This is a genomic window from Vibrio sp. SCSIO 43009, assembly GCF_023716525.1.
GTDB lineage: Bacteria > Pseudomonadota > Gammaproteobacteria > Enterobacterales > Vibrionaceae > Vibrio > Vibrio alginolyticus.
The window spans coordinates 2121914-2136647 of record NZ_CP071842.1; the positions used below are offsets into that span (position 1 = coordinate 2121914).

At 44.7% G+C, this 14734-nt stretch carries 13 protein-coding genes; 3 read left to right on the plus strand and 10 right to left on the minus strand.

The annotated features are described in order from the left end of the window. Positions 1 to 28 precede the first annotated feature (28 nt). From J4N43_RS09910 to lrp, 8 genes are all read right to left on the minus strand, one after another. Positions 29 to 295: a DksA/TraR family C4-type zinc finger protein gene (locus J4N43_RS09910; RefSeq protein ID WP_053349494.1), complete on the minus strand. Its 267-nt coding sequence runs from the start codon at positions 293 to 295 to the stop codon at positions 29 to 31. Positions 296 to 432: 137 nt separating this feature from the next. After that, the gene (locus tag J4N43_RS09915; RefSeq protein WP_053349537.1) at positions 433 to 861 is read right to left on the minus strand and encodes a hypothetical protein; all 429 of its coding nucleotides are present in this window, start codon (positions 859 to 861) and stop codon (positions 433 to 435) included. Then, a complete protein-coding gene (locus tag J4N43_RS09920) occupies positions 851 to 1753 on the minus strand; it encodes an N-acetylmuramidase domain-containing protein (RefSeq protein WP_053349493.1) in 903 nt (300 codons plus the stop codon). The genes J4N43_RS09915 and J4N43_RS09920 overlap by 11 nt, the downstream gene beginning before the upstream one ends. Positions 1754 to 1956: 203 nt before the next feature. Continuing rightward, positions 1957 to 3264: a serine--tRNA ligase gene (gene serS / locus J4N43_RS09925; protein WP_005437179.1), complete on the minus strand. Its 1308-nt coding sequence runs from the start codon at positions 3262 to 3264 to the stop codon at positions 1957 to 1959. Between the two features lie 91 nt (positions 3265 to 3355). Then, entirely contained in the window at positions 3356 to 4711 is a 1356-nt protein-coding gene (locus tag J4N43_RS09930; protein WP_250159047.1) for a replication-associated recombination protein A, read from the minus strand. Further along, entirely contained in the window at positions 4712 to 5338 is a 627-nt protein-coding gene (gene lolA, locus J4N43_RS09935; protein ID WP_005388103.1) for an outer membrane lipoprotein periplasmic chaperone LolA, read from the minus strand. 61 nt (positions 5339 to 5399) lie between these two features. After that, positions 5400 to 8447, minus strand: coding sequence for a DNA translocase FtsK 4TM domain-containing protein (locus J4N43_RS09940; RefSeq protein ID WP_062730708.1), 3048 nt, complete (start codon positions 8445 to 8447; stop codon positions 5400 to 5402). A gap of 152 nt (positions 8448 to 8599) precedes the next feature. Beyond that, entirely contained in the window at positions 8600 to 9094 is a 495-nt protein-coding gene (lrp, locus tag J4N43_RS09945; protein WP_005378234.1) for a leucine-responsive transcriptional regulator Lrp, read from the minus strand. 156 nt (positions 9095 to 9250) lie between these two features. Between lrp and ald the strand changes: the two genes are divergently transcribed. Further along, complete coding sequence (gene ald / locus J4N43_RS09950) at positions 9251 to 10375, plus strand: alanine dehydrogenase (RefSeq protein ID WP_005378241.1); 1125 nt, start codon at positions 9251 to 9253, stop codon at positions 10373 to 10375. A 93-nt stretch (positions 10376 to 10468) separates the two neighbouring features. Here the strand turns inward: ald and J4N43_RS09955 are convergent, their stop codons facing one another. Continuing rightward, complete coding sequence (locus J4N43_RS09955) at positions 10469 to 11665, minus strand: methyltransferase (protein ID WP_053349491.1); 1197 nt, start codon at positions 11663 to 11665, stop codon at positions 10469 to 10471. 53 nt (positions 11666 to 11718) lie between these two features. Further along, on the minus strand, positions 11719 to 12693 hold the full coding sequence (gene cysB / locus J4N43_RS09960) for an HTH-type transcriptional regulator CysB (RefSeq protein WP_005388967.1): 975 nt from the start codon (positions 12691 to 12693) through the stop codon (positions 11719 to 11721). A 313-nt stretch (positions 12694 to 13006) separates the two neighbouring features. On the opposite strand from cysB, the gene J4N43_RS09965 reads away from it, so the two are divergent. Beyond that, positions 13007 to 13771, plus strand: a complete 765-nt coding sequence (locus J4N43_RS09965) for a hypothetical protein (protein WP_005378247.1) — start codon at positions 13007 to 13009, stop codon at positions 13769 to 13771. 97 nt (positions 13772 to 13868) lie between these two features. Next, positions 13869 to 14639, plus strand: a complete 771-nt coding sequence (gene miaE, locus J4N43_RS09970) for a tRNA isopentenyl-2-thiomethyl-A-37 hydroxylase MiaE (protein WP_017634952.1) — start codon at positions 13869 to 13871, stop codon at positions 14637 to 14639. Positions 14640 to 14734 lie beyond the last annotated feature (95 nt).

Below are 14734 nucleotides of genomic sequence, written 5' to 3' on the forward strand. Positions count from 1 at the left end.
CGTCTCATTATTTATTAGAACAGTAAAGTTATCGGAGTTGACTGTCTTTACTCGCTCGTCGATTGAACAATGCTTGGCGTTGAGATACCAATTCGATTGTTGACCGACATTCGATACACAAACGAACGCCTTTCATTGCAAGACGACGCGCTTCTGGAATCTCATCACCACACTCATCGCAGTAATGGGCGCTCTCACCCTTTGTGATACTGCCACGAACACGGGAAATCTCGTCGTCTATTGTGTTTTGAATTTGTTGGCTGACGCTATCGTCATTTGCCCACCCTACGGCCATAAGCCCTCCTCGTTACTTGAATGAGAAAATCTACTTACCGTGGTAAGGTGGACGATTATATCGATTACAAATAACAAGATAATTAGGGTAAATTCGAAAACATTATTACGCTTTGGTAATAATTACTCTGCAATCGATTATTCAACACTCTCATGGAAAAGCAATGCAAGGTTACTCATACTCCCTTCCTCACATTCAAAGTACTGCGTTTGCTCAGGCTCTCTCAAAGTAACACTGAGTATCTTCTCTACCTCACCAAACTCCTCGCTAAAGTACTCACTGACTAATATGACGCGCTCACCAATACTAAATTCCAGTGACTTCTCATCTACCAACGCTCGATGATACTGGTCTAATTTAAAGTCCTTTATAACTAAGGTTCTTTCAATACTGCTCCCCCCTAAATTAAGCTCCGACAGTAGAACCTGACTGTTTATATTTTCTATTGATATTTCTAGACGGTTAGGATGTGAAACATCACACTTAAATAGCGCAGTATTAGTGTGGCTGGAAGCACAAGCAGATGAACTAAAAATAAGTCCAAGCAAAGAAATGTTACGCAGCATTTTTAATCGAAGCATATTTTTTGTAAGCCTTTTCTAATTTGACGTCGTATTGATTTTTCTGATACTCAGAACCATTGTAACCACGAGCAAAGGCAGCCCAATTTTTATCTCTTATATGTTCACCTAAGCCAGACTTTTGGATAAACGTAACAAAAGCCTCAAGTTGTTTCTTCTCCGACTCGAATACAGCTTTAACAAAGGATTCAGCGGTAACATGGCCAGCTAACTTGAAATTAAAGCCCATAATTTGGAAACGTCCCCAAGATGCGGAGCGGATTGCTGCATTTGAATTCAGTTCAATCGCTTTATTTAAACGTACGTATTCTGAGATACCACCAACGTACAGACTTCGATTCCAATGCCGACTTGAAATACTTGGATGACTGTTATCGTAGGCTCTTGAAGTGAGTCTCGAAAATATATGAGCCTCAAACAAAATCTTTGGCTTACCATTGCTAAAGTAGGCTTCTCCTCGGCTCTCAACTTCCGCTACAGCTTTAATAGCAGCGACTTCGCATTCAAGGGTTTCAGCTACTTTGCGATAATCCAAGTCCGTCAACGCATCTCTTGAGCCAACCAAAGGTAACGTATATGCCACCGCGGTCTCAGGTGTTCGTTTTAAATAATCATTCAGCTTACGATGGCTTCTTCCATTCACATCTATCCTTCCATCTGGACGAGCCATCCCAAAAAGGTTTTTCTGAAAAGCTTTAATTGCGCCGACAGTTTTGGAGTTTTCCGGTCTAGAGCCTAGTTTCCCATCCACTTTAAGTTCCTTTACTCCCTTTAAAGAACCAAGCAATTGGTTAATAGACCTTTGTACCGTACGAATGTCACCATCCACATTTTTACCACCCAAGCCAACAGAGCCGCTTATTCTTATTGAAGCCATGAAAGTACCTCCTCTTTATATTTTGGAGGAGCTTGTCATGCTCAATGAAGCTTAGAAAAATATCATTAGGGACTGGTTTTAATAATTTAGGCTAACTATGCAATACCTCATCCTACATTTACATAACAACGTATTTTCACTCGACGCAGATAACAAGAAACCCAGCACTAAGGCTGGGTTTTGGTGTTCTAGTGGTTAATGGATTAACCGATGTGCGTTGCGCCCGCCATGTACTTCTGAAGTACTGTAGGGATTGCAATGCGGCCGTCTGCTTCTTGGTTGTTTTCTAGGATAGCAACCATTGTACGACCTACAGCAAGACCAGAACCGTTTAGCGTGTGTACAAGCTCAGGTTTCTTCTCGCCTTTACGACGGAAACGCGCTTGCATACGACGAGCTTGGAAGTCCCACATGTTAGAACATGAAGAGATTTCACGGTAAGTTTCTTGAGCAGGAACCCAAACTTCTAGGTCGTAAGTCTTACGAGCGCCGAAGCCCATGTCACCTGTACATAGAACCACTTTACGGTAAGGAAGCTCAAGAAGTTGTAGAACTTTCTCAGCGTGACCTGTTAGCTCTTCTAGTGCGTTCATTGAATCTTCTGGCTTAGTGATTTGTACTAGCTCAACTTTGTCGAACTGGTGCATACGAATCAAACCACGAGTATCACGACCGTAAGAACCTGCTTCTGAACGGAAACATGGCGTGTGAGCTGTCATCTTAATTGGTAGATCCGCTTCGTCAGAAATCGTGTCACGAACTAGGTTCGTTACAGGTACTTCTGCAGTAGGGATTAGAGACAGTTTACGTGGCTCTTCGTCGTTTACTTTTTCTACTAGCGGCTCAGTGTGGAAAAGATCTTTACCAAACTTAGGAAGCTGACCAGTACCGAATAGGCTGTCAGAGTTTACTAGGTAAGGTACGTACATTTCTGTGTAGCCGTGCTCTTCAGTGTGAAGATCCAGCATGAACTGAGCGATTGCACGGTGTAGACGAGCAAATTGGCCTTTCATCACGATGAAACGTGCGCCAGTGATCTTAACTGCACTTGCGAAGTCTAGACCGTCGCCCATTTCGCCTAGGTCAACGTGATCTTTCAGTTCGAAGTCGTAAGACTTTGGCTCACCCCAACGAGAGATTTCAACGTTGTCGTTTTCATCTTTGCCATCTGGCACTTCATCTGCTGGGATGTTTGGTACAGAAAGCGTGAATTCGTCTAGTTGAGCCATTACTTGCTCAAGTTCAACTTTCTTCGCATCAAGATCGCTACCTAGCGTACCGATTTGTTTCTTGATCTCTTCTGCGCCTTCTTTGTCGCCAGCCGCCATTTTTTGGCCGATTTGCTTGGAGATGGAGTTACGCGTGGATTGTAAATTTTCTACTTCTACTTGAATGGACTTACGTTGTTCTTCAAGTTTACGAATAGTATCTACGTCTAGCTTAAAGCCACGACGCGCCAGTTTAGCAGCTGTTTCATCCAGCTCTGTACGAAGTAATTTAGAATCCAGCATTGTTAATCCTATGCTTTTTGTTGTGAAATCACGCGCACTTTCCAAGCGTACGCGTTAAAAAAATTTACTGAACAAATGTATCCAAAAACGCCTACTTTTCATAGCGCTTTTGTGGGCTATTTGCGTCTAAAGTAGCCAAGTAATCTAACTTTTCGCCGATTTTGGTCTCTAGACCACGATTTGTCGGCTGATAGTACCTACGATCGTCCATTTCAGGCGGCAAATATTGCTCACCGGCTGCGTAAGCACCAGGCTCATCGTGAGCATAACGATATTCAGCCCCAAAACCCATGTCTTTCATCAAACTGGTTGGCGCATTTCGAAGGTGATGCGGCACTTCATATTCAGGTAAGTTATGAGCGTCCGTTAGCGCTTGTTTCCAAGCAACGTAAACGGCATTACTCTTTGGAGCGCACGCGAGATAAACAATAGCTTGAGCAATCGCACGTTCACCTTCTGCTGGACCAACGCGCGTAAAACAGTCCCACGCGGAGAGTGCCACTTGCATGGCTCTAGGGTCCGCATTGCCGACATCTTCCGATGCTATCGCAAGTAATCGACGGGCAATGTAAAGAGGATCACATCCCGCTGCAATCATACGTGCAGCCCAGTAAAGCGCAGCGTCCGGGTTTGAACCACGAATGGATTTGTGGACCGCAGAGATTAAGTCGTACCAGATATCACCTTTGTTATCGAAGCGAGAGACTTTCTCCCCTGCCACTTCAGCCAGCAACTTAAGCGTGATCTCTTTTTCACCTTGCGCATTGTCTTCTGCCATGTCGTAGAGCAGCTCAAGATAATTGAGAGACATGCGAGCATCACCGTTTACCAGTTCTGCTAGGCGGTCTAATACGTTATCAGCGAAGTGTGCAGGTGTATTGCCCAAGCCACGCTCTTTGTCACTGATCGCTTGGTTCAGCGCCAGTGAGATTTCATCTCTATCAAGAGACGTCAGCTTGTAGACACGTGCACGTGACAGCAATGCGTTGTTTAACTCAAACGATGGGTTTTCTGTCGTCGCACCAATAAAGGTAACCGTGCCATCTTCGATATGCGGTAAAAACGCGTCTTGTTGAGATTTGTTGAAGCGATGCACCTCATCCACAAATAAGATGGTGCGGCGGCCCGCCATTTTGTTCTCACGTGCTTTCTCGATTGCAGCACGGATTTCTTTCACACCAGACGTTACCGCAGACACACGCTCTACTTCAGCATTGGCATAGTTTGCAGCCACTTCCGCTAATGTCGTTTTGCCTGTGCCTGGTGGTCCCCAAAGGATCATAGAGTGAATGTGACCCGCCTCTAGCGCACGGCGCAGTGGCTTACCGGGGCCTAAAATGTGCTGCTGTCCGATGTATTGTTCGATCGTTTCCGGTCTCATACGAGCAGCAAGGGGACGAAAATCTTCGTCCCCCGAGAAATCTAATGTGTAATTACTCACTACCAATTAATTCCTTTGGTCATCCACTTCCACACCTTTTGGAATTGTGAATGTGAATCTGTCTGCTTTTGGTTTACCCAGCTTCACGTTGTTAAAGGTGAACAAACCTTTTTGACCGTCTTGCTCAACCACGTTGAAGCCTTTCACCACACCTTTGGCATCAATATTAATCTGGAATTGACCTTGTGTGGAGTCTACTGCGGTAGGAATGAGAGTGAACTGGTCACCTTTTTGAGATATTTTGTAGTTATTCCAATCACTTGCTCGGTTACGCGTTAGCAAAACAAATGGCGTTTGCTCTGTTGCTTGCTCTTGCCAGTAGATGCTCACTTGCTCGATGAATGGGCTGTAGTACCACAATGTCTTACCGTCAGAGACCAATAGGTTCTCATCGGGGAATGTTGTACTCCAACGGAACAGGCTTGGGCGAGCGATTTCAACCGTACCTTCTCCTTCCATCACCGTTTCGCCTTCAGGGCTGATAACCTGCTGAGAGAAATCCGCACTGAAGCCATCATTCATAGAAAGGCGTTTGTTTAATTCATCTTTAGGAGATGCTGCGTGTGCGGTAGAAAAGAGGGAAAAGCTTAAAACAAGCGCAGAGAAAAGTTTCGCTGAAAATAGTTTTTTCATTCAGATACCTATTATTAGAACCACTCACCTCAGTTGGACTGAGGTGAGTAACACAAGTTCATTAATCTTTTGGTGGCGCAGGTGCCAGTACTTCACGGTTACCATTATGACCCGGAGCACTTACGATGCCCTGCGCTTCAAGCTGCTCTACAATACGGGCGGCACGGTTGTAACCTATCTTAAATCGGCGCTGAACACCGGAAACCGAACCTCGACGTGATTGAACCACGTGCTCAACAACTTGATCGAAGAGCGGGTCTACATCTTCATCCGCTTCCATTTGCTCACCTGGCAATAGACTTTCTGGAGTTTGATCTCCACTGATGATCTCTTCAATGTAGTTCGGTTTACCACGCGCTTTCCAGTTGTTTACAACAGCATGAACATCATCATCTGATGCAAATGCACCGTGAACACGAGTTGTATGACTTGATCCCGGCGGTAGATACAACATATCACCCATACCAAGTAGTGATTCTGCGCCGCCTTGATCTAGGATTGTACGAGAGTCCGTTTTAGTCGATACCGTAAACGCAACACGAGTTGGAATGTTCGCTTTAATTAGACCGGTAATAACATCAACCGATGGACGCTGAGTCGCAAGAATTAAGTGAATACCTGCCGCGCGCGCTTTTTGCGCCAAGCGAGCAATCAGTTCTTCAACTTTCTTACCTACCACCATCATCAGGTCAGCAAATTCGTCAACAACAACGACGATGTAAGGCAGCTTTTCTAGCAATGGCGGTTCAGTATCCATGCTGTCGCCTTCCTGCCAGAACGGGTCATGGATTGGGTGGCCCGCTTCTGCTGCCATCTTCAATTTTTCGTTGAAGCCCTTCACATTACGTACACCTAATGCCGACATCAATTTGTAACGACGTTCCATCTCGCCCACACACCAACGTAGAGCGTTTGATGCGTCTTTCATATCAGTCACAACTTCAGAAAGAAGATGAGGGATACCTTCATAAATAGAAAGCTCTAGCATTTTCGGGTCAATCATGATGAAGCGTACATCTTCTGGGCCTGCTTTATACAGCATGCTCAAAATCATCACGTTCACACCCACCGACTTACCAGAACCTGTTGTACCTGCTACTAGCACGTGAGGCATCTTCGCAAGATCGGCCACCACAGCTTCACCCGCAATGTCTTGACCTAACACAACCGTTGTTGGTGACGTTGCTTGCTCAAACTGAGGGCTACTGATGACATCAGATAAATAGACCGTCTGACGACTCATGTTTGGCAGTTCCAAACCGATGTAAGGCTTGCCAGGGATTACTTCCACGACACGTACCGCCATCGCAGACAATGCACGCGCTAAGTCAGTTGAAAGACCAGAAATACGACTTACTTTCACCCCCGGCGCCAAATCAAGCTCAAAACGAGTGATCACTGGACCAGGATAAATACCAACCACATCGGCTTTGATTTTGTAGTCAGCGAGTTTGCTCTCTACCAATCGAGCGACCTGCTCTAACGCATCACGGTCGATAAAGTTATCACGTTTTTCTGGATGATAAAGCAACTCGAGCGTTGGGAGTGGCTCTTCCGGAACTGGCAAGTTTTCTTCTTTCTGTACCAAAAATGGGTTCTGTGTTGCAGCGACTTTGGCTTGCGCATTGGAAACCATATCTTGGAATGCGGTAACGTCTTGGTCGTTGTCTTGGACCTCTTCTACCTCCACTTTTTGAGGTGCAGGTTCAAATGTTGTTGAAGGTGTTGCAACTTGCTGATGAGGCGTTGTTGGCTGTACTTGCTGCGCAGGCTGAGACTCCACTTCGTCTTCATCATCTAACACATCAAAGTCAGAGATCGTAGGCTCAATATGTTGGCTCGATTCCGTTTGCGCCGTGATGCTATCTAATACAGCAGAATCAATTGCAGGCTCTTCATGTACAGGATGCTCAATACTTGGCTGCTGTACTTGCTCTGCTTCAAATTGTTCGTACTCCGCATAATCTGGTTCAACACTGATCGGTTCTTCTGTAGCTGTATGTTGCTCGACATAGGAAGAATAAGTGTCTGCAAATGATGGGGTAGCCTGTTCTTCAGTTCCCCAGTCATCTGCTTGTTGCGCCGCTGCTTCAAGCTCCTCTATCGTAACATTCAGTTGCTTGGTGCGTTCCAAGAGCGGATCAACGTTATCAGTGTTAACCGTATGGATAGGTTGTATTTTAGGCTCAGGTTCAGAATAAACTGGCGCAGCATTAACCGTAGCCTTGCGTTGTGGTGGAGTCGGTTCTACCATCGCCTGTTCCGCAGGCTTATCAGGTTTCGCTTGCGGCATATAAATAGGATACTCATGCGCTGGCGCCGACTCTTTCGGTTCATCGACATCGTACGCCGTTAAATGAGGAAGCGGCTCATCATCAATTTCATGGTCTACATTATGTTTAGGCGTAGAGACTTTATCTTCTACAAACTCATCAAGCTGAGGTTCTAAAACTTCCTGCTCTGAACCTCTTGCCTTATTTGCAAGCGCGGCGATTAGTGCTAATGCACGATCACCAAGCCATTCCACGATGTTAAGCCATGAGATGCCAGTGAAGAGCGTAAAGCCCGCTCCCCACAAGAACAGCAGTACCAATGTGGTACCGAGTACATTTAATGTAGGTAAAGCGAGGCTAGACAACACATCCCCGACCACACCTCCGGATGAAAAATACCAAATGTCATCAAAATTAATATCGGCAAGACCGCAACTGGTCATAATAAGGACTACAAGACCGAGCAGCCTTGTACCCCATAGCATGAAATCAATGGGCTCATCTTCTCCTCGTTTACGGCAAATCACCCATGCAGCCGCCGCTAGCAAGAAAGGGATTGGGTAAGCGAGAGAGCCAAATGTGAAGAATAGAGTATCGGCTAGCCAAGCGCCGAAAAGGCCACCAGCATTATCGATATCCCCTCCCCATGCGGTTTGGGACCAAGAAGGATCGGCCGGACTGAAGGTAAATAGTGCAACCGCAAGCAATACCGAGCTAAGAACGCCAACGATAAAGCAGCACTCTTTTAAGCGTTGGAAGCCATTTAAGCGTGAAGACTGGGGCTCTTCACTGGTTTTGATAATGGTTTCGACTTTCTTTGCGTTCTCTTTGAACATAAATCAACTTGAATATGGAAATGAAATAGGAAATTGCAAAACATTCCGAGCGGCATCAAGCCGCTCGGTAAATTGATTTAACCATATCAAGGAGAAAAACCCAATTACTCTCTGGCGAAAGCGGAAGCATATACCGCTTTCTTTGCAAGAAATTAACGAGTTTTGATCACAAGCTGGTTAGATTGTTTCACTTCTTCCATAACAACGTATGTGCGAGTGTCATTTACGCCAGGTAGACGTAGTAACGTATCGCCCAATAGTCGGCGGTAAGCACCCATATCTGATACACGGGTTTTAAGAAGATAGTCAAAGTCACCTGAAACAAGATGACACTCTTGTATGTCGTCTAGCTTTTGAACAGCTGAGTTAAACTGCTCAAACACATCCGGCGCACCACGGTTTAGCGTAATCTCAACGAATACTAATAGTGATGCATCCAGGAACTGCGGATTCAATAATGCAGTATACCCTGTGATATAACCCTGACGCTCTAAGCGACGTACACGCTCCAAACATGGCGTTGGAGAAAGTCCCACACGTTTTGAAAGCTCAACGTTTGAAATACGACCGTCTTTCTGCAGCTCATTAAGAATGTTGCGGTCGATACGGTCTAGTTCCTTGGACGGCTTTTTATAGTTGTCTGCCATTTTTTATTCCACCTTATTACTTCCTTGCAAAAAAATATACTACAACTTTTTAATATTTGGTGCCAAATTTTACAAATCTATAACTATACTAGTTATTAATTCGACAATAACACCCTACTAACAGTTAATACAACCATTATAGAAAGAGGATACAGGATGATCATTGGCGTACCTAAGGAAATCAAGAATCACGAATATCGTGTTGGTATGATCCCAGCTAGCGTGAGAGAACTCATCTCACATGGTCACCAAGTTTTAGTTGAGACCAATGCAGGTGCCGGCATTGGTTTTTCAGACGATGATTACATCGCTGTCGGCGCATCCATTCTCCCTCATGCTGCTGACGTATTTGCGCAAGCAGACATGATTGTAAAAGTAAAAGAACCCCAAGCAGTAGAGAGAGCAATGCTCCGCGAAGGGCAAATTTTATTTACTTATTTACACCTAGCACCAGATTTTCCACAAACTGATGAGCTAATCAAGAGCAAAGCTGTCTGTATAGCCTATGAGACTGTAACAGATAATATGGGTCGTTTGCCACTGTTAGCACCAATGTCAGAAGTGGCAGGTCGGATGTCTATCCAAGCTGGCGCGCAAACGTTGGAAAAATCGCACGGCGGTCGTGGTCTACTCCTAGGCGGCGTACCTGGTGTTGAACCTGCAAAAGTCGTTATCGTTGGTGGTGGCGTTGTTGGTGCAAACGCTGCTCGTATGGCGGTTGGCCTTCGCGCTGACGTCACTATTCTAGACCGTAACGTAGACACACTTCGTAAGCTTGACGAAGAATTCCAAGGTCGCGCAAAAGTGGTTTATTCTACTGAAGACGCTATCGAGAAGCATGTTCTAGAAGCGGACCTTGTTATCGGTGCCGTTCTAATTCCTGGCGCAGCAGCACCTAAACTGGTCACTAAAGAGCACATTGCTAAGATGAAGCCTGGTGCGGCAGTGGTTGACGTGGCAATTGACCAAGGCGGTTGTTTCGAAACTTCGCACGCAACAACTCACGCAGATCCAACTTACATCGTTGATGAAGTGGTTCACTACTGTGTAGCAAATATGCCTGGCGCAGTTGCTCGCACTTCAACATTTGCACTCAACAACGCTACACTTCCATACATCGTGAAGTTAGCAAATAAAGGCTACCGCGAAGCACTTCTAGAAGATAAAGGCTTCCTTGAAGGTCTAAACGTTATTCACGGAAAAGTAACGTGTAAAGAAGTAGCAGAAAGCTTTGACTTGGAATACGTTGAACCAACTCAAGCTATCGCTATGTTTAATTAATGACAAAATAAAACATAACTTGTCACGTTTTGTTTACAAAAGCCCACTCATAAGTGGGCTTTTTCATATAGAGCGTTTGGCTATAAAGAATAACTAAATCTTATATGCACAAATTAAAATATTTCTAGGCGTGACCGATTTAGGGCAAAACTCTGACAATCTAACACGGTAACCACGTTCTTCAAGATAAAGCACTTTGTCTAATGCGAGCCAGATCTCCAACGGACGTTGAAAAACAAGTTGCACTAAGCTCATTCTCTCCATTTGCCAGAAGCGTTGTTCGCTTAACTTTTCAAAATGAGAGAAATCGATTTCTTGAGGAAGAACAATGCCTTTTTGCTCCGCTGCCCAGCGACATAAAGATTCAAAACCATCACTTAATTGCGACTTACGGATACTCGGCACAGGCTGATACTCTGCCATTCCCAAAGCTTGTCGCGTGATCAAATCAAACCCAAGACGAAACATCATTTCCTGCTGACGATGACGACGCACGCGCTCTCCTCCTGTCACCGTTTGTTGTAATGGGATACGCAGTTCTTGCTTAGACAATGAGAGAGAAGAAGCCCTGCCCGATTCCGACATCGGCTGGTATTGTTCCGACTGAATCAAGTGGTAACAACAAGGTGATATGGTCATCGCAGCAATCCCATTTTCACTGCCGTACTGCATTAGACGAACGTGAAGGTCACCGCATGCATGCAGTGCTACTGCGTGTTGCGTTGGCTTAAACACGGCTTTCGCTTTGCTATCAAACGCGTCGCCTTGAATAAACGTCATCTTCCAATGATGTTCATTGGCTGCTTGTTGTCCCGAATCGCACAGTGCTTGTTGGTATTCAAAGCTGGTTACAGGCTGATCGGTTTGCGCGGTCAGGATTCGCCCCAAGTAACCTTTACCTGAGCACCATTCTAGCCATTCTTCGCCACAGTGTTGTTGAATTGCAGCTTCACCCATCGAGCTAATTTGCTCCAACTTACGTCCCGGAATACCGTTATCTAAACCACGAGCGAGTTCCAAGCCGTTTAACGACAAAAGCTCTAAATGAGTCAGTTCTGCGAGTTGTTCAAGCTCAGGCAAAAACGGACTAAGTGCTTTTAACGCGAGTTCTGGTGCTGCTTTGTATTCTTCGATTTGAGAGGGAGTAAGAGACGCTAGCCATTGGCACAGTCGAGGATGTTGCTCCTGCCAAGGTAATGATGTGTGAATGCTGCTTTTAAAAGGCTCGAATCGCCACAAAGATTGGTTTTCGATTAAGCAGTCATTAATAAATTGAAATTGCGTTTTCATAGCTCCCCCTACAACGAGCGCATTGTAGAGGGAATCGAAACATCAATGAAGTGTTATCTCACTGGAAGCTCGATGTCTTTAAACATCTCTTCGATTTCTGCATTAGACTTCAACGAAATCGCCTGCTCAACCACTGGACGCGTTAAGTGCGGTGCAAAACGTTCCATAAAATCGAACATGTAAGAGCGTAAGAATGTACCACGGCGGAAGCCGATGCTCGTGGTGCTCGCGCCAAACAAATGGCTCGCATCTATTGCAACCAAGTCACCGTCCTGCTCTTCATCCACAGCCATGCTTGCAATCACACCCACACCAATACCCATACGAACGTAAGTTTTAATGACATCTGCATCAGTTGCAGTGAACACCACTCGCGGGGTTAAACCTTCGCGGTTGAATGCTGTATCCAGCTCTGAACGGCCAGTAAAACCGAACACGTAAGTGACTAATGGGTAAGCGGCAAGATCACTGATCGTTACTTTGTCTTTCTTCGCTAGTGGGTGGTCTTTAGGCACAACTATTGAACGATTCCAGTGATAACAAGGCAGCATGATGGCATCTTGATATAAGTGAAGCGCTTCTGTCGCAATCGCAAAATTCGCAGTGCCTTTAGCTATCGCCTCAGACATTTGTGACGGTGTACCTTGGTGCATGTGTAACGACACTTTTGGATAACGAGAAGTAAAACCTTTGATGACATCTGGCAGTGCATAACGAGCCTGCGTATGTGTCGTGGTGATATTCAGCGTCCCCATTTCTGGATGGGTGTGCTCTCCAGCCACCGCTTTGATACTTTCTACACGAGCGAGAATTTCTTGAGAGATACGTACAATTTCTTCTCCAGCTGGCGTCACTTGCGTTAAGTGCTTACCGCTCCGTTCAAAAATCTGAATACCTAACTCATCTTCCAGCAACCGAACCTGTTTACTAATACCTGGCTGAGAGGTATATAAGCTTTCCGCCGTTGCAGATACATTCAGATTATGGTTTACAACCTCAACAATATACTTCAGCTGCTGCAGTTTCATCGTAATCCCTTACTTATTCATGAGAGAGTTTATTGGCCACTCAAGCGAGCGATATAATAATTAGTTATAACGCGTTCAAATCGAAATGAACAGCAATTTCTAACTTATACCTCAATCACATACTAATAATCTTCAAGCAAGAAACAATATGCACAAAGTTGAGCCAATAAATGACCGAAGTTCTATGATGTGACTTCTATCAGTAACTAAAACGTGGGAGAGACAAAATAATCAAACAAATAAGGTGCCGAGTAAGATAAGATTCATGTATTCTTTAACGCTAGCCGCAGAAAAGTAAAGCAGACGCAAAGATATGAATATTGGTTTAATAATCGCTTTGGTAGCCATCCTACTGGTGTTAATCCTAGGCTATAACATTATGTTGCAATATAAGGTTAAAGTTGAAACCGCAAAAAGGCAGGAATCAGCGCGATATGTAGCCTTGATAGATGGTACTGAAGAGTTGATTGGTCATGCGCACCATATCCCTTTTAGTAAAGAGCTGTTGCTGTGTCTAAACAATCGTATTCTTGACGCGCTAGAGAGCATGCATGAGCTGGACCCGAAGAACAAGCAACTTGCTCAACGTATCGAAAATATGAAGCAGCAGATTACGCAGCTAAAAGAGAATGGTCCTACTGGCGAGAGTACCACTTTCAAGATGCCGAGTAGTGATAAACAAGCTATCGTCATGCTTAAGCTGGTTAAACGACTTCGCGACACTATCCGTAACGAGCACAACAAAGGCCGATTGGATACCCAGACTTACGTCACCGAAAATGCGCGCTTGGAAACGATGCAAATTCGCATCAACATTGAAAATGTCATCAAAAGAGCAAACGACTCTATCGCTCGTGGCCAACCAGGCACCGCGCTTCAACTGCTGCGTAAAGGTATCGATGCTTTGAGCACTAAGAGCGATCCTTATTCTATTCAAGCGAAACAAAAGCTTGAAGAGATGTTAGGTGACTTAGATAAAAAGCGCCAAGATAAAAGCGATGCCGAAATGCAGCAGATTGCTGACAAAGAGCGTGACAATGACATGGAAGCTCTCTTCGGCGAGAAGAAAAAGTGGTAACATTCACTTCAGGTCAAAAAAGGCTGCAATTGCAGCCTTTTTTCTATCCGCAAGACAACGGATATGCCCAATAAAAATGTGAAGTACTAAAACTAAAATGATGAATCTAGACGCCTATCAAGATCTTCTTGCTCCCATTAACCAATTTCTGCGATGCAGTACACCTGATGAATGGGTAGAGGAAGCAAAGAAACCAGAGAACCTTCAAACCATTTTGTTAGACCACCTACTGTGCGAACTAAAAGCTGGCCAATCTGCCATGTTTTTAATTCGTAAGTATGCCGTTGACCAATCCAGTTCACATGCTCTACTTGACTGGTTTAAGCCCTACGAAGATTTTGCTTACCGTAACGTAGGCTCATTGGAAACTTTAAAAGGCAAGAGCAATATTTCTAAGTCAATCATGGCTAAGTCCGACTCACCATACAGCCAAGATTTGATCGATAAGATGGTGCTTTTGATAAAAGAGGAGTTACACCACTTTTATCAAGTTTTAGAGATCATGGAAAGTCGTGGAATTGAGTATAAAAATATTCCAGCAAGTCGCTATGCTAAAGGACTGATTTCGCATATGAAGACTCATGAGCCGGAAACGCTGATCGATAAACTCATCATTGGTGCGTACATCGAAGCCCGATCTTGTGAGCGTTTTGCCAAACTAGCACCACATATGGATGACGATATCGCAAAGTTCTACATTTCTTTATTACGTTCAGAAGCACGCCATTACCAGGATTATCTTGTATTAGCGGAGCAAATCGCAGGCAAAGATATCAGCGAGCGCATCGCCTACTTTGGACGTATAGAGGCAGATTTAATTTCTACGCCAGATACAGATTTTAAGTTTCACAGTGGTATTCCAGCCTAGCGAGCATATTCTCCCAAGGTTGAGCATACTCTGAACTTATATAGACAGAGAATAAATAAGCCGGACATTTCGTCCGGCTTATTTATTGTAGCAAT

Bases quoted from the DNA above. Each gene is read 5' to 3' on its own strand.
- miaE (WP_017634952.1), top strand. From the start codon at position 13,869: ATGATGAATCTAGACGCCTATCAAGATCTTCTTGCTCCCATTAACCAA.
- J4N43_RS09910 (WP_053349494.1), bottom strand. From the start codon at position 295: ATGGCCGTAGGGTGGGCAAATGACGATAGCGTCAGCCAACAAATTCAA.
- J4N43_RS09955 (WP_053349491.1), bottom strand. From the start codon at position 11,665: ATGAAAACGCAATTTCAATTTATTAATGACTGCTTAATCGAAAACCAA.
- serS (WP_005437179.1), bottom strand. From the start codon at position 3,264: ATGCTGGATTCTAAATTACTTCGTACAGAGCTGGATGAAACAGCTGCT.
- ald (WP_005378241.1), top strand. From the start codon at position 9,251: ATGATCATTGGCGTACCTAAGGAAATCAAGAATCACGAATATCGTGTT.
- lrp (WP_005378234.1), bottom strand. From the start codon at position 9,094: ATGGCAGACAACTATAAAAAGCCGTCCAAGGAACTAGACCGTATCGAC.
- J4N43_RS09940 (WP_062730708.1), bottom strand. From the start codon at position 8,447: ATGTTCAAAGAGAACGCAAAGAAAGTCGAAACCATTATCAAAACCAGT.
- lolA (WP_005388103.1), bottom strand. From the start codon at position 5,338: ATGAAAAAACTATTTTCAGCGAAACTTTTCTCTGCGCTTGTTTTAAGC.
- J4N43_RS09915 (WP_053349537.1), bottom strand. From the start codon at position 861: ATGCTGCGTAACATTTCTTTGCTTGGACTTATTTTTAGTTCATCTGCT.
- J4N43_RS09965 (WP_005378247.1), top strand. From the start codon at position 13,007: ATGAATATTGGTTTAATAATCGCTTTGGTAGCCATCCTACTGGTGTTA.
- J4N43_RS09920 (WP_053349493.1), bottom strand. From the start codon at position 1,753: ATGGCTTCAATAAGAATAAGCGGCTCTGTTGGCTTGGGTGGTAAAAAT.
- cysB (WP_005388967.1), bottom strand. From the start codon at position 12,693: ATGAAACTGCAGCAGCTGAAGTATATTGTTGAGGTTGTAAACCATAAT.